This is a genomic window from Mycobacterium sp. RTGN5, from assembly GCF_033804465.1.
GTDB lineage: Bacteria > Actinomycetota > Actinomycetes > Mycobacteriales > Mycobacteriaceae > Mycobacterium.
This window is the reverse complement of the sequence record NZ_JAPZLA010000008.1, coordinates 1-20,207: the sequence shown is the minus strand read 5'-3', so window position 1 is coordinate 20,207 and position 20,207 is coordinate 1. Positions and strand designations below refer to the sequence as shown.

The 20,207-nt window shown below is 66.6% G+C and carries 13 protein-coding genes, 1 tRNA gene and 1 pseudogene; 5 read left to right on the top strand and 10 right to left on the bottom strand.

Annotated features, from left to right (window positions below; genetic code table 11):
- Position 1: 1 nt before the first annotated feature.
- Complete coding sequence (locus tag SLQ31_RS27380; RefSeq protein WP_319437328.1) at positions 2–1,048, bottom strand: threonine aldolase family protein; 1,047 nt, start codon at positions 1,046–1,048, stop codon at positions 2–4.
- Positions 1,049–1,097: 49 nt separating this feature from the next.
- Between SLQ31_RS27380 and SLQ31_RS27375 the strand changes: the two genes are divergently transcribed.
- A tRNA-Ile gene (locus SLQ31_RS27375) sits at positions 1,098–1,171 on the top strand.
- A 22-nt stretch (positions 1,172–1,193) separates the two neighbouring features.
- Here the strand turns inward: SLQ31_RS27375 and SLQ31_RS27370 are convergent.
- The gene (locus tag SLQ31_RS27370; RefSeq protein ID WP_413643142.1) at positions 1,194–2,528 is read right to left on the bottom strand and encodes a PGRS repeat-containing protein; all 1,335 of its coding nucleotides are present in this window, start codon (positions 2,526–2,528) and stop codon (positions 1,194–1,196) included.
- Between the two features lie 233 nt (positions 2,529–2,761).
- Here SLQ31_RS27370 and SLQ31_RS27365 point away from each other — a divergent pair, with 233 nt between their 5' ends.
- From SLQ31_RS27365 to SLQ31_RS27355, 3 genes are all read left to right on the top strand, one after another.
- Entirely contained in the window at positions 2,762–3,907 is a 1,146-nt protein-coding gene (locus SLQ31_RS27365) for a zinc-binding dehydrogenase (RefSeq protein ID WP_319437327.1), read from the top strand.
- Between the two features lie 26 nt (positions 3,908–3,933).
- A complete protein-coding gene (locus tag SLQ31_RS27360; protein WP_319437326.1) occupies positions 3,934–6,690 on the top strand; it encodes an AAA family ATPase in 2,757 nt (918 codons plus the stop codon).
- A 151-nt stretch (positions 6,691–6,841) separates the two neighbouring features.
- Positions 6,842–7,444: a hypothetical protein gene (locus tag SLQ31_RS27355; protein ID WP_319437325.1), complete on the top strand. Its 603-nt coding sequence runs from the start codon at positions 6,842–6,844 to the stop codon at positions 7,442–7,444.
- 48 nt (positions 7,445–7,492) lie between these two features.
- On the opposite strand, the gene SLQ31_RS27350 is transcribed toward SLQ31_RS27355, so the two are convergent.
- The 5 genes from SLQ31_RS27350 to SLQ31_RS27330 form a co-directional block, all read right to left on the bottom strand.
- Positions 7,493–8,152 carry a hypothetical protein gene (locus SLQ31_RS27350; RefSeq protein WP_319437324.1) on the bottom strand — a complete coding sequence of 220 codons (660 nt, stop codon included), beginning with the start codon at positions 8,150–8,152 and terminating at the stop codon, positions 7,493–7,495.
- A gap of 54 nt (positions 8,153–8,206) precedes the next feature.
- Complete coding sequence (locus tag SLQ31_RS27345; RefSeq protein ID WP_319437323.1) at positions 8,207–11,578, bottom strand: ATP-binding protein; 3,372 nt, start codon at positions 11,576–11,578, stop codon at positions 8,207–8,209.
- On the bottom strand, positions 11,571–12,266 hold the full coding sequence (locus tag SLQ31_RS27340) for a DUF4194 domain-containing protein (protein WP_319437322.1): 696 nt from the start codon (positions 12,264–12,266) through the stop codon (positions 11,571–11,573). The genes SLQ31_RS27345 and SLQ31_RS27340 overlap by 8 nt, the downstream gene beginning before the upstream one ends.
- Positions 12,263–13,741: a DUF3375 domain-containing protein gene (locus SLQ31_RS27335; protein ID WP_319437321.1), complete on the bottom strand. Its 1,479-nt coding sequence runs from the start codon at positions 13,739–13,741 to the stop codon at positions 12,263–12,265. Before SLQ31_RS27335 ends, SLQ31_RS27340 begins: the two co-directional genes overlap by 4 nt.
- 153 nt (positions 13,742–13,894) lie before the next feature.
- Entirely contained in the window at positions 13,895–14,335 is a 441-nt protein-coding gene (locus tag SLQ31_RS27330; protein WP_319437320.1) for a nitroreductase/quinone reductase family protein, read from the bottom strand.
- A gap of 110 nt (positions 14,336–14,445) precedes the next feature.
- Between SLQ31_RS27330 and SLQ31_RS27325 the strand changes: the two genes are divergently transcribed.
- Positions 14,446–14,994: a TetR/AcrR family transcriptional regulator gene (locus tag SLQ31_RS27325; protein ID WP_319437319.1), complete on the top strand. Its 549-nt coding sequence runs from the start codon at positions 14,446–14,448 to the stop codon at positions 14,992–14,994.
- Here the strand turns inward: SLQ31_RS27325 and SLQ31_RS27320 are convergent.
- From SLQ31_RS27320 to SLQ31_RS27310, 3 genes and pseudogenes are all read right to left on the bottom strand, one after another.
- Positions 14,987–17,848: an MMPL family transporter gene (locus SLQ31_RS27320; RefSeq protein WP_319437318.1), complete on the bottom strand. Its 2,862-nt coding sequence runs from the start codon at positions 17,846–17,848 to the stop codon at positions 14,987–14,989. The genes SLQ31_RS27325 and SLQ31_RS27320 overlap by 8 nt on opposite strands.
- A 90-nt stretch (positions 17,849–17,938) precedes the next feature.
- On the bottom strand, positions 17,939–19,762 hold the full coding sequence (locus SLQ31_RS27315) for a family 2A encapsulin nanocompartment cargo protein cysteine desulfurase (protein WP_319437317.1): 1,824 nt from the start codon (positions 19,760–19,762) through the stop codon (positions 17,939–17,941).
- Positions 19,749–20,207 (bottom strand): annotated as a pseudogene (locus SLQ31_RS27310) (hypothetical protein); the annotation flags it as partial. The pseudogene SLQ31_RS27310 and the gene SLQ31_RS27315, both read right to left, overlap by 14 nt.

Genomic DNA, 20,207 nt, shown 5'->3' with positions numbered 1-20,207 from the left:
CTTAGATGATGTGATCCTGGGCTTGCGAGAGTGCGCGTAGTGCGGCGTCGACGTCGTCGTCGGTGGTCGCCCACGAACAGACGAACCTTACCGCCGGCTTGTGCGGGTCGGGCGAATGCACGGCGAAGTGTTGCCGTAAGGCGGACAGCGCCTCGGCCGGGAGATCGACGAACACCTCGTTGGCTTCGGTGGGGGAGCTCAGATGCAGGCCGAGGCCGGTGATACCGGTACTGAGCCGGGCGGCCATCGCGTTGGCGTGGGCGGCGGCTTGGAGCCACGTGCCGTCGGCGAGCATGGCGTCGAATTGCGCTGAGACATAACGGTGTTTGCTCGCCAGATGGCCGATCTGTTTCTGGACGAACTCGATGCCGGTGAAGTGTTCGGGGCGGCGGACCAGGATGGCGTCGCCGAACAGCATGCCGTTCTTGGTGCCGCCGATGGTGACGACGTCGGCATCGCCGACGGCTTGGGACGGCGGGACATCAAGGGCGGCAATCGCGTTGGCGACCCGGGAGCCGTCGACGTGGACCAGCAGATCGAGATCGTGGGCGTGGTCGATGAATTCGGCGATGGCGTCGGGCTGCCAGACCCGCCCGTTCTCGGTGGACTGGGTGATGGTGACGATGCGGGGCTGGGAGTGGTGGACGTCGCCGCGGCGGGTGATGCGGCGGTCCAGTAAAGCCGGGTCGATGATGCCGTCGTCGCTGGGCAGCGCGAACAGGCTGGCGCCGGAGACGAGTGTTGGGCCGCCGGCTTCGTCGAGCAGGGAATGCGCGATGTCGCTGCAGAGGATCTCGTGCCAGGGCCGGACCGCGGAAGCCAGCGCGATGATGTTGGCGCCGGTGCCGGTGAAGGCGAAGAGAACGTCGGCGTTGGGGGAGTCGAAGATCTCTTTGACGCGCTCGGAGGCGCGCTGGGTGATCGGGTCGCCGCCGTAAGAGGTGGTGGTGCCGTCGTTGGCGGCCAGGATGGCTTCGAGGGCCTTCGGGTGTGCGGGGGCGGCGTTGTCGGAGGCGAAAACGCTGGACACGGCGGGCACCCTATCCATGATGTCACTTGCGCAACGTGGGACCATAGTTGCCGCGATATGCGCGCAAGGGGCGGTAGCTCAGTCGGTTAGAGCCGCGGACTCATAATCCGTAGGTCGCGGGTTCGAGCCCCGCCCGCCCTACTTCATAGGCGTAGGCGGGCGCCTACAGCCCCGGCCCCTGCGGCCCGTCGATGCCATCGGCGCCCAAGAGCAACCCGCCGTTGCCACCGGGGCCGCCGGGGCCGCCGGTGTTGGTGGCGCCGGCGCCGCCTTCTCCTCCGTCGCCCCCGCGGCCGAACAGCCCTATCGCACTGCCGCCGGGGCCGCCGGCCGCACCCGAACCGAGGATTGCCCCTCCGCCGGGTCCTCCGTTACCGCCGTCGCCTTGGAGCTTGCCGCCGTTGCCGCCTGCACCGCCGACTCCTCCGGACCCCGCTGCCGAATATTGGTTGCCACCGGTTCCTCCCGCACCGCCAAATCCGATCAACCCGGCGCTCCCGCCGTCGCCCCCCTTGCCGGTCAACGAGCCGGCCCCGCCACCGCCGCCACCGCCGAATAACAGGCCGCCCGCACCACCGGAGCCGCCCACGGCGCCGCTGCCTGCGAATCCGGCGTTGCCGCCGTTGCCGCCGATGCCGTAGACAAGACCACCGTGGCCGCCGCGTCCGCCGGCCCCGCCGGGTGTGTTTGTGCTCGAATTGGAGTAGCCGCCACCACCACCGGCTCCACCGTTGCCGGACAACCCGATGGCATTGCCACCAACTCCGCCTGCGCCGGCGCTGCCGTTGACGAAATTGTTGTATCCGCCCATGCCGCCCAACCCGCCACTACCGAATAGCAGACCGCCGGTGCCCCCCGTGCCGCCGGTGCCAGCGGTGCCCCCCGCAACATTGGCGACGCCGCCCGTGCCACCGGCGCCACCATTTCCGATCAGGCCCGTGGCTCCGCCGTTGCCGCCCTTTTGGCCCGGGGCGCCGGACCCGCCATTGCCTCCGTTACCCCAGAGAATCCCTCCGGCTCCGCCGTTCTCCCCGGTGCCCGCCGCTCCATTGGTGCCGTTGCCGATCAAGGGGCGCTGCAGCAGGAGCTCGGTGGGAGTGTTGATCGCGCCGAGCAGAGCCTCCACAACGGTCTGGAAAGGCGCCGCTTTGTCGGCGCTAAGCGGCTTCGCATTACCTAGCGACAGCAGGTTGCTGCCGCCCAAGGCGTTGGTTTTTGGCGTCGCAGCGGAGGCCGCCGGGAGATGCACGGTCGGGGTGGTGTTGTGCGAGCTCGCGATGCGCGGGGAAGTGACCGCCGAGGTGGGTTTGTGTGTGGCGGTCACCGCGCCGGTGTGGCCGGGGTGGTGGGCACCGGCGCTGCCGGGGGATTTAGGGGTTTCGGGGTTGGCGTGCGCGACCGGTGCGACGGCGATTGCGATGCCGACGGCCAGGGTTGCCCCGGCGGTGACGAGCGGGTGAAGACTGCGTTCCACGATGACCTCCCCGGTCGCCTGCATCGAATGTAAACCCTTGATAGAGCGCGCGTACAGGATTACGCGCTGCCCGTCGATCTTGAGCTGTTGTTCTGGCGACTCGGCGGAGTGGGTTGCCGTGTTTGCCGACGCGCCGCTCTGCTAGACCGATTTCCACTGTGCAACAAGGAAAATCAGCTGCCATCCGGGAAGATTTGTCCGGTGTCATGGGTTCCAATGGTCTGGGATCCATCGCAACCAGGAACGAGGCACCACCCATGGCCGCAGATCTGCCTGAGAAAGCCCTCGAGCTGCGTTCGTTGGTGACCTCGACGAGCACGCTCGAACTCTCGCTGCACGAGGTCGACGTGCCGCGCCCGGGCGACAACGAGGTGCTCGTGCGTGTCGAGGCCTCGCCGATCAACCCGTCCGATCTGGGTCTGCTCACCGCAGGCGCCGACATGACAAAAGCCACGGTGACCGGCACGCCGGAGCGTCCCGTCGTGACGGCTCCGCTCGGCGACGGCGCCCTGAAAGCGTTCGCCGCGCGCCTCGACCAGTCGCTCCCAGTGGGCAACGAGGGTGCCGGCACCGTGGTGGCGGCGGGATCATCCCCAGCAGCCCAGGCCCTCGTTGGAAAGACGGTGGGGATTGCCGGCGGCGCGATGTACTCGCAGTACCGCGCCGTCGACGCGTCAATGTGCTTGGTCCTCCCCGACGGCGCAACCGCCAAAGACGGAGCATCGTCGTTCGTCAACCCACTGACCGCGCTCGGGATGACCGAAACCATGCGCCGCGAAGGACATTCAGCGCTGGTGCACACCGCGGCCGCGTCGAACCTCGGGCAAATGCTGGTCAAGCTCTGCCAGAAGGACGGCATACCGCTGGTCAACATCGTCCGCAAGCCCGAGCAAGAAGAGATCCTCAAATCCCTCGGCGCGACGCATGTCCTCAACTCGACGTCGCCGTCGTTCGACGCTGACCTCGTCGAAGCGCTCAAAGCGACCAAAGCGACGCTGGCGTTCGACGCCACCGGCGGTGGCACGCTGGCCAGCCAGATCCTCAACGGCATGGAAGAAGCGGCCAGCGCCACGGCAGCGCAGTACTCGCGCTACGGGTCGACCGTCCACAAGCAGGTCTATATCTACGGCGGACTCGACACCAGCCCGACGATCCTCACCAGAAACTTCGGCATGGCCTGGGGCATCGGCGGCTGGCTGCTGACCCCGTTCCTCGGCAGCGCCGGTGCCGAGACCATTGGTCGGTTGCGTGCTCGGGTAGCCGCCGAGCTCACCACGACATTCGCGAGTAGCTACACCCGGGAGGTGTCGCTGGCGGGCATGCTCCAGCCCGCGGCGTTCAACGAATATGTCAAGCGGGCGACCGGCGAGAAATTCCTCGTGACGCCGCAGGCGCTTCCCTGATAGCGCCCTCACTACTATCGACAGACGTGAACCTGCGTGGTCGCGACCGCGAATGCCAGACCCTCGACGCGCTGATTACCGGCATCCCGTCGGGTTCTCAGGTGTTGGTGCTGCGCGGTGAGGCGGGCGTAGGCAAGTCCGCGCTCCTCGATTACGCGGCGGCGCGCGCGGACGGCGTCCGGGTCCTGCGGGTCGTCGGCGTCGAATCCGACATGGAGCTGGCCTTCGCCGGGCTCCAGCAATTGTGCGCACCGCTGCTCGACTACCTCGATGTCCTACCCGAGCCGCAGCGCGCGGCGCTCAACGTCGCCTTCGGGCGCGGGCTGGGTGTCACCCCCGATCGCTTCCTGGTCGGACTGGCCGTGCTCAGCCTGCTGGCCACCGCCGCCGGAACCCAACCTCTGCTGTGTGTGATCGACGACGCGCAGTGGCTCGACCAGGTCTCGGTGCAAACCCTCGGGTTCGTGGCACGGCGTCTGCTGGCTGAACCCCTTGCACTCATCTTCGCGGTCCGGGACCGTCCGGACGTCCTGGCTGGCCTTCCCGAACTGCGGGTCGAGGGACTGTCCGACGGCGACGCTCGGGACCTGTTCGACGCCGTCACGCTGGGCGGCATCGATCCGCGCGTGCGCGACCGCGTCGTCGCCGAGACCCGCGGGATTCCGCTGGCCATCTTGGAGGTGCCGCGCAGCGCGACGCCGACCGAGCTCGCCGGCGGATTCTGGATATCCGGCAAGCGGTCATCGACCGCTGCGATCGAAGAAGATTTCGTACGCAGGATCCGGGCGCTGCCCCCCGACACTCAGCGGCTGCTGCTCGTCGCGGCTGCCGAGCCGACCGGAGATGCGGCGTTGTTCCTGCGCACGGCCGCAGCTCTCGCTATCGCCGTCGATGCGCTAGGCCCCGCCGAGGCCGCAGGGATCATTAAATTCGGTGGGCACATGCACTTCCACCACCCGTTGATGCGGTCCGCGGCCTACCGCGCCGCGGACGTGACTGACCGTCGCACAATCCATCGGGCCCTCGCCGAGGCGACCAACCCCCAAGCCGACCCCGATCGCCGGGCGTGGCATCGCGCCAACGCGTCTCTCGGCCCAGACGACGCGGTGGCCGCCGAACTGGAGGCGTCGGCCAGTCGAGCTGCGAGCCGTGGCGGAGTGGCCGCGGCGGCCGCCTTCCTTGAGCGGGCGACTGCTCTGACCGCCGATCCGCATTTGCGCGGCACGCGCGCCATCGCTTCCGCCCATGCCAAGAGGGAAGCGGCCGCACCCGAGGCCGCCCGAGAGTTGCTCGCCATCGCAGAACTCGCGCCGCTGTCCGACCTGCAACGGGCGCAGGTTGTCCGGATGCAGGCGCAACTGGAGTTCATGGGCAGCCGGGCGGGCGAGGCGGGAGCTCCCCAAACCGGCGAGGCCGCGGCGTTGTTGCTCACCGCGGCACGAGGGCTCGACGGCCTCGACGACGAACTGGCCCGCGAGACTTACCTCGAGGCGCTGACCGCCGCCATGTACGCCGGCCGGCTGGCGGAGCCCGGGCTACTGGTCGAGGTCGCAAAGGCCGGCCGCGACGCCGTTGCGGGCTTCGCAGCGCCGAGCCGCCCGATCGACCTGCTGCTCAGCGGGATGACCCACCGCATCCTCGACGGCCCAGGTGCTGGCTCGGTTCATTTGAGCGCCGCGCTCAAGTCGTGGAATACGAACGCGCAGAACGAAACCGGCGCCGTCCAGCACTGGCCGTTCCCTATTGCGCAGGAGTCTGCCGCGCACGAGCTGTGGGACGATGCGGTGCTCCAGCAGATCGCCACAGATATGGTTCGCCGTGCCCGCGATGGCGGCGCGCTGGCCGTGCTGCCCTCGGCGCTGGTGTATCGCGCGGGCGTTCACGTCTACACCGGTGAATTCGCCGAAGCTGCTGCGGTTCTGGAGGAGGCCGACGCGATCACCGCTGCGACCGGCCACATGCCGATGAAGTATCACTCTCTGACTCTGGCCGCCTGGCGGGGTGTGCCCGCCGACGCGGTCGAACGGATCGAGGCGGCTGCCGCCGACGGCCTGGCGAAGGGAGAGGGGCGGCTGATCGGCGTCAGCGGATTCACCGCGGCGGTGCTGTACAACGGTCTGAGCCGCTATCAGGAAGCGTTAGAAGCTGCTCAAAGATGTTGCGAATATGAAGATCTCGGGTTTCACGGCTGGTGCCTGTTCGAACTCATCGAAGCCGCGGTGCATGTCGGGGACCGAGGGTCCGCGCAAGCGGCACTGCCGCGGCTCGAGCAGCGGCCCGGAACCAGCGGGACCGAATGGGGGTTAGGTGTGGTGGCTGCCGCCCGCGCGTTGCTGGCGGCCGATGACGACGCCGAGCGGCTCTTCGTCGAGGCGCTTGAACGCCTCGAAGCGGCGCGTATCAGACCGCACGTCGCGCGGGTCCGGCTCTCGTACGGCGAGTGGTTGCGCCGCGTGAACCGTCGTACCGATGCACGCGCGCAGCTGAGCGAGGCCTACGCGTCGTTCACCCGCATGGGTGCACAGGCATTCGCCGAGCGGGCCCGCCGCGAGCTCGTCGTCACGGGCGAGAAGGTGCGCAAGCAGACGGTGAGCTCTGGTACTGAGCTCACGGCTCAGGAGGCACAGATCGCGCGGTTGGCCGCCCAAGGGCACACCAACTCCGAGATCGGCGCCCAGTTGTTCATCAGTGCACACACCGTGGAATGGCATCTGCGCAAGGTCTTCGCCAAGCTCGGTATCACGTCACGCAGGCAGTTACGTCACACCGCAGCGTTCGGATAGTTCTCCAAAGCACGAATCTGTGAAACAACGCGGGCGTGCCACCTTGTCGTTTAGGCTGCACCTGGCCCTCCACAGGGGGGTGGCCAGAATGGAGCGCGCCGTTATGGATCCTGTACGCACGCGAGGAATCGTCCGAGTCGGCGTAGTCGCCGTGGCACTCGGGTTGGTCGTCGCCGGCTGCGGTAAGGATGAGGAAAAGTCGTCCTCAACGTCGACGAGCACCTCAACATCGACCTCGACGTCCACCTCGACGTCGACCACCACCAGCGCTGTCGCAGCGCCCGCGGGCGAGCACAACTACGACACCCTGCTGATCAAGGCCGCAGCCATTCCCGAGATCGGCGCACCGTGGGTCGGCGATACGCCGAAGACCACCCTTGATCCCGCGCCGCCGGACGTCACCCAGACCTTCACGTCGGGGACCAACGCCATCAACGTGTCGATCATCATCGCCGACACGCCCGAGCAGGCCGCGACGGCACTGACCGGCGCCGCGAACAGCGTTCCGTCGCAGGTGACCGGCACCCCGGTGCCGCTGCCCGCGGTCAGCCCCGACGCGACCGTCACCATCGGAACGTCGCCCGACGGCAAGTCCGCGATGGCAGCTCTGCTGTTCACCGTCGACCGCACCGTCACGGTGATCGTCTTCGGTAGCGGACCCGGCGACCTCAGCCCGGTCCCGCAGGACTACACCGAGACCGTCGGCAAGGCCCAGGTCGCGGCAATCCAGGCAGCTCTGCCCGGTCTGAAGTAACTTTTCGCGAAGAAGGCCGGGGGCGTTGTGCCCCCGGCCTTTTCGCGTCTAAAGCCCCGATTTGGACGGCCCGCGGAACTTGCGGAACCGCGCATTCAGGCTGAGCGGCAACGCCTGGTTGAACGGGGGATGGGGCGTCACGGGAATCGGCATGGTCCGGTCGCGGGCACGGACGACGACCGGCACGTCGAGCATCCCGCCGAGCACGCGGATCTCCCGTTTTGCCTGCTCCCGGGCGATGAACAACAAGTCGAGCGGATACCACAGGCCGACCCACGCGACGACGAGGAACACCCCGTTGCCGAGCAGGCCGTCCACCACGTCGCCCATGATCGGCCGGGTGAAGGCGTAGGACAGCGCGATGCCGATGAAGAACAGCATTGAGCCACTGAACAGCGACCGCTTGCCCTGCCGCCAGATCAGGTTGTGTTCGCGGATGGCCCGTCGAATCCGCAGCTGAAGGTAGCGACGCACGGCCAGCGCTACGGTCGCGGCGGTTTCGTCAGAGCATTCGGCCGCGATGTTCAGCACGATGCGCTGCTCGGGCGTGATCTTTCGCTGCGCTAGGAACCGCTCCACGAGCTCGTCCATCCCGCTGTCGATGCGATGCGCGCCAGCGAGTAGATCGCGGGGATCGACGGAGAACAGCTCGTCCACATTGTCGAGCTCGATCACCACATCCGTCGGGGGGAGCCGCTTGGCCGGCATTTGCGAATATTACGTACGACGGCTCCCGCGCCGCAGTAGAAGTCGGAAGGAGAGTCACACCGTCGCCGGCACACGCTCCCGCGCCGCCGAGTTGCGCATCTCGGCCCGCAGCGTGGTGAAGTCCGAGATCGTCTTGGCCGCCACAGTGGCCACCGGGCGGGCGTTGCGGCTGGTGGCTTCGGTCTTCGACACCATGATCACGCTGTCGATGTAGGGCTGAATCGTGGTGGCGTTCTGCACGGTGGCCACGATCACGAGCTGGAAGCCGAACTTGCGGAACGCCTGCAGCGCCTGCTGGGCGAACTGCGGATCCGACTTGGAGAACGCCTCGTCGAGCATCAACTGCGCGAAAACCGGCTTGTTGTCCGAACTTTCGGGATTCGCCAGGTTGAAGCTCAGGGCGCCCGCGAGGCAGAACGCCATCAACTTCTCCTGCTCGCCACCGGAGTTGTCGCCCGCGTTGCTATGCGTACGGATCAGTTCCTCGCTGCCGGTGTCCCATTCGGCGCAGTCGAAGGTGAACCGGTTGCGGACATCGAGTGCATCACGCGTCCACGCCTTGTCCTCCGGCGCGGTCGACGCCAGCCGGTTGCGCAACCGGAGGATGTCGGCGTACTGGTCCAGGATCGCCTGCTTGTCGCCGAGGCCGACCTCGGCGATGCGCCGGGAGATGGCCCGCACGATCTCGGTCAGTTCGGCCACCGCGGTCAGGCTGCGGGGAGTGGCGCGCAGCGTCAACCGGGTGCCGTTGTTGAACGCGACGGCACCCAGGCCGGTGTTGACCCGGTCGATCTGCTCGCTGATCCGCCGGGTTTCCTGCTCGGCCACCCGGTGCAGCGTCAGGATGGCGTCGGGCGCCTGCTCGGTGACGAGCCGCATCATCCGCTCGTAAGCCTCGGGCAGCTCGCGTTCGTCGATGTGCCGGCACAACGCCACGTAGTCGTGCACCCGCTCGTCGAAGACGTCGCTGTCGTTGGGGATCGCATCGGGGAAAGCGGTGTCAAAGGTGTTGAGGATGCGGGCCAGCTCATCGTAAGAGCGCCTGCGGCTTTCGCGCAGCTGCTCGCGTTCGCGGCGGATCGCGTTGAACACCGCTTCGCGGTGCGGCTCGGGATTGAGCACCTCCAACGACACCGGCACATCGGCGGCATAGCGATCCAGCAACTCGGTCAGCGGCTCCGACACGAACGCGGGCGCCAGCCGGTCCTGCAGCTCGAGCAGCTGCGTGCGCCGGCCGTCCAGATCGTCGCGGCGGGTCTGGCTGGCGCCGCGGCGCGTCATCAGTGTCTGGATCTGCTCCCACACCTCGTCGGCGCGGGCGTTGAGCGCTTCGATGTCGGGATTGTCGGCCAGCAGCAGTTCGTACTGCTCACGCAGCCGGTCGGCGTGGCCGTCGGCGGTGTCGATGTCGACCTGATTCCACTGCGGGAACTGATCGCAGATCGCCTTGCATGCCGCGGAGCGATCGCGCCACTGCTGGCGTTGTGCGGCAATTTCATCGGCGGCACGACGTGCCTGCTGGTAGGCCTCTTCGGCATTGGCGAGGTCGACGGTCAACGCGTCGATCTTGGCGGCGACCTCACCCTGGAAGATGTAGTCGGACTGCCGCAGCGGTCGCCGGTCGTCCTTGATGGCCAGCCGGTCGGAATCCTTGTACAGGCCGGCGTCGGTGACCGCGCGCCGGAAGCGGGAGAACACATCCGGGGTGTCCACGCAGATATGGTCGCCCGCCGCGGCGATGACGTCGGCGGCTTCGGCGGCGCACGGGTGGGTCGGGTCGACGACGAACAGCTTGCCGGCCAACGTATTCGACTCGGCCTCTTTCACCTCGGCGCCGACGAAACTGGCGCGGACGTGGTGCAGCTGCAGCCGTCCACCCATGTTGGTCTCGTTGACGAACCGCAGCACCGCGGAATACTGCTCATCGGGCACCAGCAGCCGCAGGCCCACGCCACGCAGCACCTTCTCCACCGCCACCCGCCAGCGGCTCTGATCGGGCCGCAGGTCCATCAGCTCGGCGATATACGGCAGCTGGCTGGGATCGACACCGACTGCGGCGCAGATGTGTTCGCGCATGGTGATCGCGAATTCGGGTAGTGCCGAGCCGACGTGCTCGACGCGCTTGAGTTCCTTGGCGGCGTCATCGCGGGCGATGCGCGCCGCCTTCTGCGCGTACTCGGCATCGGTGGAGGCTTCGCGGCCCCGGTCGAGTTTGGCCAGCAGCTCGGTGACTCCGGTGGTGAGTTCCTCACGCAGGTTCCAGAATTCGTCGGCACTGTCGGGGACGTCGAGGTCCTGCGCGTTCAGCATCGTTTCGTAGGCCACGCGCCGGCGCGACACCTGCTCGGCCTGCGCCTCGGCGCCGGCCACCTGCGACTGCAGCGGCCCCAGGTTGGCGCTGGATCCGCTGATCTGTGCGTTGAGCGAATCCCCTTCGGCCTTAGCGAGATTGAGCTGACGGGTGACGTCCTCGTACTCATTGCCGAGCTGGTCGATGGTCGCGTCCAGCGACTGGATCTGCGGCGCGCACTGTGCCAGCCGGACATGGTCGGTGTAGGCGCGCACCATCGGCGGGTCGACCAGGTCGATGATGCCAAGGTCGGAGGACTCCGAGGCGTAACGCTGCTGGATCTTCTCGATATCGCCGAGGATCTTGCGCTTGCGCTGCGCGACGGCCAGCAGCTCGCGGGCCTCCACCAGGGGGTCGATTTGCTTGAGCGCGTCGGGCAGCCGGGTCAGGCTGCTCGGCTCGTCGAGCATGAACTCGCGAACGAACTGCTCCAGTCCACCAACGCTTTTCAGTGACTTAGCCTTGCCGAGCAGCTGCTGGGCGGCGTCGGAGGCGCGGATGCCGATGGTGGCGTACAGCTGGGCCAGGTACTGCGACTCGACCTTGGTGGAGAACCGCCACTCGTCGTCCTTGAACACCCCGGAGTCGAAACGCCCAGCGGCCCAACGGTTGCAGACATCCTCGATGTCGCGGTCGCCGTCGGCCAGCACGAACCGGCTCGAGGAGTCCGAGCGCGACTCGCCGGTCAACCATTTCAATACCAAGCCGGTGACGGTGCGGCCGGTGTTGCTGGTGTAGCTGACGGCCACCGCGGACCATGCGGTGCCATCGCCGCGCAGATACATCACCTTGCTGGCGCCGGCATCGCTGCGCTGGCCCCAGGCGCCGCGCACATATTTGTCGACGGTGCGCCGACCCGCGTTGGACCCCGCCGCCGAATTGTCGCCGGAGGCGTTGAAGTTGCGCCGGTTGAACGGCAGGAAGCCGAGCGAAATCGCGTCGAGCAGTGAGGATTTGCCGCTTCCTGAGGCGCCGGCGATCAGCGCGCCGCCGTCACTGAACGGGATGTCGTGGTAGCCGTCGAACACACCCCAGTTGATGATCTGCAGCCGCGACAAATGGAACTGTTCAGCCATCCTGGCCGGCCTCCTGGTCGTCGCGTTCCGGTGCGGCACCGCCGCTGAGTAGCAGCTCGAACTGCTGCTGCAACTCGGCGATCACCGATGCGGTCATCACGGCGTTGATCACCGGGCTGATGGTGTAGCTGTCGTCGTCGTCGCGGGTCTTGCGCAAGATGTCCAAGCCGGCCAGGCGCGCGATCGCCGCGTCGATGCGGGAGGTGAAGGTGACGGTGTCGCGGTCGACGTCGTTGAGCACCCCGGAGAACAGGCCGTGTACCTCCTCGCGGCTGATCAGCACGGCCTGCCCGCCGGCGGCACGCATCATCTGCGCCAGGTGCAGGGCCAGGATGGAGTCGTAGGTGCCCAACGGCTCGCGGCGCAAAAGCTTGACGCCCCTGGCTGATTCGTAGCGGGCTTGCTCGATGAAGGCGATGTCGGTGCCGTCGACGATGCGCAGCATCAGGTCGAGTTCGGACAGGCGTACCGACAGCTGCGCGCGGTACTCGAGCACCCAGCTGTACAGGTCCTGATCGGCTTCGGCGCTGATGTAGCGGCGGGTCAACAGCTGCTGCAAAGCCCAGCAGGCCCGGTCGGGCAGCTCGCTGACGTCGCCGTCGAAGCGCGGCCGGCGCTGATGCGGCGTGCGGGAGGCCTGGTCGACCTGCGGCAGGGAGCTGAAGTCGATGTCGGCGTCGGTGGTCATGCGCTGGCTCCCAACAGGCTGGAGATCGGTTCGGTGAACACCAGGTGTGGGACCTCCATCTCGCGGTCGCGTCCGTCCAGCGACTGGAACCGCACGGTGACCGTCTCGACTGGCTGAGCGGTGTCGGGTTGTTTGAGCGCCCAGGACCACAACACGATGACATGCCCCAGATAGGCCGCATCCAGCATCTCCACGGCCTCGGGCAGGGACAGCCGCCCGCCGGCGTCGACCGCGGTGTTGATCATCTCCGACATGGCGGGCGCATCGACCTGGGTGGTCAGCGCCGAGAAGCTGGACAGGTCGAGCTCGCCCTCAGCGGTCTGGGCGGGTTTCGGGTTGGACAGGTCACCGATCCGGAAGCTCAGTGCGCCAACCGAACTGATGGCGTGCCGGGCCAGGGGGAGTTCGATATCGAGGCGGGAGTCGGTCAGCGAGCTCTTCAGCAGCGCGCGGGCGGAGCCGATCGCGTCGTTGAGCTGACGGGCCACCCCGCGGCTCTGCTCCAGGGTCCCGAACGCGGTGAACCGCTTCACCCGCTGCGCGCAGCGCTGCTGGATGCGTTCCACCTCGTCGATCTGCTGGCCGACAAGCTCGAAGAAGCCCGCCATCACCTTGCGCAGCGCCGGGTCAAGGGCGGGCAGCGCATGGGCGACGGCGGCGACGTCTTCCTCGAACTCGGCGCGCTGGTCGGGGTCGTTGATCATCCGCAGAAAGGCGCGGTGGCTGTCGCGGCCCTGGGAATCCCACGCGGTCTGGTAGTCGGCGTACATCTGTCGCTGCCGGTCGCGGTATTCCAGGTTGCTGTCGATCGGCTCGTCGAGCGCGGCGGTGGCCCGCTCGATCATGGTGCCGTACTGGCCGATGTCGGTGATCAGCCGTTCCATCTGCAGGGCGATGGCGTGGGCCTCGTCGTACATATCGGTCATATCGACGTCGGCGGAGCGGTCTTCGAGGTCCTCGCCCCGTTCCAGCGCGTCGAGTTCGGTCTGCAGTGCGGCGATCTCGGCCTGGATGCCTGCGCGGATCCGGACCGGGTCGTTGCCCACGCGCAGGGCGATCTGCTTGAGGCGGGCGGCGATGCCGTTGATCGATCCGCCGGTGGCGATGGTGTCCTGGCGGCGCAGCCCGCGCAGGAAGTCCAGGGCGCGACGAGCGTCCTGGGTCAGGTAACAGAGGTTGCGTTCGACACCGGTGCGCTGGTCGGCCACCCGGTGCAGCCAGCCCTGGCTGGCCCAGCTCTTGATCAGGCCAAGGCCGGACTGTTCGCCGCCGGGCCGGCCGACCTCGTCGAGGTCGCGTTCCAGGCGGACCACGAGATCGGTTTCTGGCATCACGCCAGCGCTGAGGTGGCGCTCCATCAGGGTGGCGTAGCCGCTCAGGTTGAGTGTGGCCAGCAGCCGGATGGTGGGGGAGCCCTGGATTTCGCGATTGATTTCGAGGAGGTCAGCGGCCGACAAGGTGGTGTCGTCGTCCACGCCGTTTCCTCCTCGATGTAGTTGGTCGGACGGTCCAAGATAGGCCACCGCGGGGACATCCGACGACGCCCGCGAGCGGGTGTCGGGAGCGTGTTCAAAAAGGTCCGTCACAGGTGTCTCAGAGGCCACGCGGGCCACACGAGGACCGCCTCGTCAGTCCACGAAGTCGATGCGGACGCTGACGGGGTCGGACTGCAACGCCCGGAAAGTGGCTGTCACAAGGGGCGATAGCAGTCGCGACGTCGCGAAGGTTCGCACCCGCGCAATCGGGTCGTCATCGGGGACGAAGCGCGCAGTACCGCTGCGCCATCGCTGGCCTTGCCGGATGCGGACCTGCGGATCGTCGGCGACATTGAGCGCCCACCCGGACCGGTAGCCGTGCTGAGAAATCACCCACGCGCCCGTCGCGTCGAACCGCGCGGAAACGGGCACCGAGCGCCAGCCCCCCGACTTGCGGCCCATCGTCTGGAGTTCCGTTGCGAATGTGGTGCGTACGCCGAGGCGCCCCAGCAATGCCACGGTGGGATTCACGACGTACCGGCCGACGAGGCGTTCGCGGCGGAACTTTCGTAATGCTTGATTGGTCGTAGTCATGACGGCTGCTTTCGTCGATCAAGTAGACCGATCGATCTACCAATGTGGACCATAGTAGACTGATTGGTCTACCGCAACCGTTGGAGGCCACGATGTCCGCTCGGCAACGCTTGATCGACACCACGATCGAACTGGTCCGGCGGCGCGGCGTGGGTAGCGCGAGCGTTTCGCAAATTCTCGAACACAGCGGTTTGGCGCGCCGGACGCTCTACCTGAACTTTCCGGAGGGAAAGCCCGAATTGATCGCCGCGGCAACTGAATCCGCTGCCGCGGGTTTCTCGTCGATGCTCGAAGGAATCGTCCAAGAAGGCGATCCGATCGCGTCGGTAACGGCATTCGTGCGGGCCTGGGAGATTGCATTGGCCGACAGCGATTACAGCGCGGGATGTCCGATTGTCGCTGCGACACTGGGTGATTCGGAGGCGCCGGCGGCGGCCCAGGCTGCCGCGAATGCCTTCACGCAGTGGGTGCGACTCATTGCGCGGCCGCTCACGGAGGCCGGACTTGATCCAACGGCTGCCGAGGACCTCGCGACGACGGTCGTCGCGACAATCGAAGGGGCTGTGATCATGTCGATGGCGGCGCGCTCGGCACTGCCGCTGCAACGGGCGGGACGTGATCTGGCGACGCTGATCTCAGCGAAACTGGGGACTACCTGAGCAACGCGCCGTGGGGCCGCTTAGACAGCGGTTTGGGTCGCACGGCCTGCGGCCACCAGAACCACGGTCCCATCATCGCGGCGATCGCCGGCGTCATGAACGCCCGCACCACCAGGGTGTCGAACAACAGACCGAGCCCGATCGTCGTGCCGACTTGGGCGACCACCACCATCGCGCTGACCGACATCGAGATCATCGTGAACGCGAACACCATGCCGGCCGCCGTCACCACCGAACCGCTGCCACCCATCGCGCGGATGATGCCGGTATTGATGCCCGCCGGTATCTCTTCCTTCATTCGGGCGACCAGGAGCAGGTTGTAGTCGGCGCCCACCGCCAGCAGGATGATGACCGCCATCGCCATCACCATGAACTGCAATTCCATGCCCAAGATGTGTTGCCAGAGCAGTACTGACAGCCCGAACGACGCACCAAGCGAGAGCACGACGGTACCGACGATCACCGCGGCAGCCACGATCGCGCGGGTGATGATGAGCATGATGATGAAAATCAGCGACAACGCGGCGACCCCGGCGATCAAGAGGTCGTACTCATTGCCTTCCTGCATGTCCTTGAAGGTCGACGCGGTGCCGCCCATGTAGACCTTCGAGCCCTCCAGTGGCGTGCCCTTGATGGCCTCGAAGACGGCGTTCTTGATCGCGTCGATGCGGTTGATGCCGTCGGCCGACAGCGGGTCATCCTCGTGGGAGATGATGAAGCGGATCGCGTGGCCGTTGGGTGAGATGAAATTCTTTATGCCGCGCTTGAATTCGTCGTTGTCGAAGATCTCCGGCGGCAGGTAGAACGTGTCGTCGTTGAGCGCATCATTGAACGCAGACCCCATTGCCGCCTGGTTTTGGCTCAGCGCGGCCTGCTGATCCTGCTGGCCGGCCTGGGTCGCCTGCTGGGTGAGCATCATGATTCGCATCCGCTTCATCGACTCAATCGTCGGCCGCATCAGCGAAACCATCTGGGGCATCATGGCATCGAGCCGATGCATGTCCGGCAGCAGCGACTGGATGTCGTCGACCATGGTGTCGACCCCGTCGAGTGTGTCGAACACCGACCGCGTCGCCGCGCACAGCGGAATGTCGTAGCAGTGCGGTTCCCAGTACAGGTAACTGCGGATCGGGCGCAGGAAGTCGTCGAAGTCGGAGATGTGGTTGCGCAGGTCGGCGATGTCGATTGCCGTCTGGTCGGTCTTGGTCACCATGTCGTGCAGGGTGCCGCTCATCCTCTGCATCAAGTCGATCATCTGCGTCATCGTGTTGATGGTGTCTTGCATTTGATTGCCCTGAACCAGCATGTCGGCCATGCGGTCTTCCAGGTAGGAGCGGTTCATCGTCTGCCCAGTGCCGCCCATGCTGATCTGGGCCGGAATCGTGCTGTACTTCAACGGCTTTCCCGCAGGACGGGTGATCGACTGCACCCGGCCGATGCCGGGAACCTTGGAGATGGCCTTACTGATCCGCTCGATCACCAGGAAGTCCGCCGAATTGCGCACGTCCTGATCGGTCTCGACCAACACCATCTCGGGGTTCATCCGGGCGATGGGGAAGTGCCGCTCGGCCGCCGCGAAACCCTCGTTGGCCGGCAGGTCGGCCGGCAGGTACTTGCGGTCGTTGTAGTTCGGTTGATAGCCCGGCAGGGTGATCAGGCCGATCAAGGCGATCATGATCGTCGCGAACAGAACGCCTGCGGGCCAGCGCACCACAAGCGCGCCCAGCTTCCGCCAGAACCGAATCCGCATCGCGCGCTTGGGTTCCAGCAGCCCGAAGCGGCTGGCCACCGTGACGATCGCGGCGCCCAACGTCAACGCCGAGATCACCGCGACCACCATGCCGACGGCGAGCGGGACACCCAGCGACTTGAAATACGGCAACCGCGTGAACGACAGGCAGAACGTCGCCCCGGCGATCGTCATGCCCGAGGCCAGCACCACATGCGCGGTGCCGTGATACATCGTGTAGTAGGCCTGTTCTCGGTCCTCGCCGATCGATCTGGCCTCCTGATATCGCCCGATCAGGAAGATCGCGTAGTCGGTCGTCGCGGCTATCGCCAGGGTTACCAGCAATTGGGTAGCGAACGGCGACAGGCCGATCAGGTTGTGATAACCCAGGAACGCCACCGCGCCGCGGGTCACCATGAGGCCAAGGATCAGCATCACCAGAACGAGCCCCACGGTGACGAAAGACCGGTAGAAGAACAACAGCATGATGAGGATGACACCGATGGTGGTGAACTCGATGATCCGAATGCTCTTGTCGCCGGCAAGCTGCTGGTCAGCCTGCAGTGCCGGACCACCGGTCACGAAGACCTTCACACCCGGCGGCGGTGACAGGCCTCTGACGATCTTCTGGACCGCTTCGACTGAATCGTTGCCGAGCGTCTCGCCCATGTTCCCGGCCAAGGCCACCTGCACGTAGACGGCTTTGGAGTCGGCGCTCAGCGCACCGGCTTCGGTGAGCGGATCACCCCAGAAATCCTGGATGTGCTGCACGTGGGTGGTGTCGGCACGCAGCTTGGTGACCATCTCGTTGTAGAACTGGTGCGCGGCGTCGCCAAGGGGCTCGTCGCCCTCCAGGACGATCATGGCCGAGCTGTCCGAGTCGGATTCCTCGAAGACTTTGCCCGAACGCATCATCGCGATCACCGACGGCGCGTCCTTGGGGGACATCGAGACCGCGCGCAGCCTGCCGACTTCGTCCAGCTGCGGGACGACCGTGTTCAAGACGATGATCAGGCCGACCCAGCCAAGGATGATCGGCACCGCCAGCCGACGGATCCACTTCGCCAAAGCCGGTCGATGCGGCTGTTCGGCGGAGACCACGCGTTGTTCGGTCGGGGCGCTCACCAGCCCAAGTCCTCCCCGTGACGGCAATTTACTTAGACAGTCATACCAGACGGCGGGGGGTGCGCGTGAGTTAGGTAACGCCGTTCTCCTCTAACCGCTGTTCGCGCCGCCTTCTGCGATCCGGCGGACCGCTTTGAGGAAGACGTCGATCTCGTCGAAGGTGTTGTAGAACGCGAACGACGGGCGAACCGTGGTCTCCACGCCCATCCGCCGCAGGATCGGCTGGGCGCAGTGGTGTCCGGCGCGGACTGCGATCCCCTCGGCGTTGAGCGCCTTGCCGACCTCGAGCGGCTCGTGGCCGGCCAGCACGAAGGACAGCACGCTGGCCTTCTCGTCTGCGGTGCCGATCAGGCGCACCCCGTCGATGTCGGCCAGTCGCGGTGTCGCGTATTCCAGCAGCGCATGCTCGTAGGAGGCGATCCGGTCGATGCCCACCCGCTCGACGTAGCGGATGGCTTCACCGAGTCCGACGGCGTCGGCGATGTTGCCGGTGCCGGCTTCGAACTTGTTCGGCGGACCCTGATACAGCGAGCGCTCGATGGTGACGTCGGCGATCATGTTGCCGCCGCCCTGCCACGGCGGTGTCTCGGCGAGTGCCTCCTCGGTGCCATACAGCACCCCGATCCCGGTCGGGCCGAAGATCTTGTGCCCGGAGAACACGAAGAAATCCGCCCCGGTCTTGCTGACATCGATCGGGATGTGGGGGATGGACTGGGCGCCGTCGATGAGCACCCGGGCGCCGTAGCGGTGGCCGAGTTCGACGATCTTGTCCACCGGGGTGACCGTGCCCAGCGCATTGGAAACCTGCGTTGCGGCAACCAGTTTGGTCCGCGGCCCCAGCAGGTCCTCAAACTCGCTGAGCAACAGATTGCCGGCGTCATCGACCGGCGCCACCTTGAGGATCGCGCCGGTCTTCTGCGAAATAATCTGCCACGGAACGATATTGGCGTGGTGCTCGAGGTTGGTGATGACGATCTCGTCGCCGGGGCCTAGATGCTTGCCACCCCACGAGTACGCCACCAGGTTGATCGCCTCGGTGGTGCCGCGCACGAAGATGATCTGTTCGGTCTTGGATGCACCGATGAACCGCCGAACGGCTTCGCGGGCCTCTTCGTAGGCATCGGTTGCTCGGGCGGCCAATTCGTGTGCGGCACGGTGGATGTTGGAGTTCTCGTGCGCGTAGAAGTACGCCAGCCGATCGATCACCGCCTGCGGCTTCTGGGTGGTGGCGGCGTTGTCGAACCAGATCAGCGGTTTGCCGTTGACGGTCTCGCCCAGGATCGGGAAATCGGCACGGATCGCGTTGACGTCGAAGATCTCGTGACGGTCCGGGATCTTCGGTACCGGTTCGGACAGCGCTGGTGCACCGGAGATGAAGTAGTAGTTCGCCCCGTCATCGCTTGGAGCGAGAACGCCGAGCGGAATATCGGGAATCGCAGGAGTAGCCGTCGGCCACCCCGGTGCCGAACCGCGTGGCGCGACCGGCGCGCTGGGCGCCGGTCCGGCCAAGACTCCCGGAACCGTCGGCACGATGCCGTTGGGCACGGCGAATTCACCCAGGTGCGGCGGGGTGGTGAGACCGGGGGCGTTGCCACGTGGAGCCACCGGTACCGCTTGCGGCGGGATCGGTTCGGGCCCAGGTGAACTCGGCGGTGGCAGCGTCACCCCGGGTGCCTCGGTGAACACCGCGGGCGGCGCTACCGGCGCAGCTCCGGCGCCGGCGGCACCGTAGGAGGCCGCGGACGTCGTGTCGGGCACGTTGCCGCGCGGGGCCGGTGGAACCGTTTGCGGCGGACTGTCATTACCGGGCCGGAAACTCGCAGCGAAGAGCTGGTTGGCCAGCGCCGCCAGTTCGGCCTCGCTGATCGGAAGCTCGCCCTCGGCGTCTACCGACCGGTACTCACTTGTACTCATGGAACTGGTCCACCGCAGCGCCCTCGAGCACGGCAAGTGCATCGTCGGTCAGCACGGCCAACGAGGAGTACTGGGTCACCAGGTAGGAGGCGATTCCGGAGCGGTTGATGCCGGTGAAGCGCACCGATAGGCCGGGTGCCTGCTCGCCGACCAGGCCGGGCTGGAACAGTCCGACCACGCCTTGGCGTTCCTCGCCGGTGCGCACCAGGATGAACTTGGTCTTGCCCTTCTCCACCGGCACCTTGTCGCTCGGAATGATCGGGATGCCGCGCCAGGTGATGAACTGGGCGCCGAAGAGGTTCACCACCACCGGCGGCACACCACGGTAGGTGGCCTCGCGGCCGAAGGCGGCCACCCCGAGCGGGTGGGTCAAGATGAACGCCGGCGTCTTCCACACCTTGGTGATCAACGCGTCCAGGTCGTCCGGAGTGGGTGCGCCCTTGAT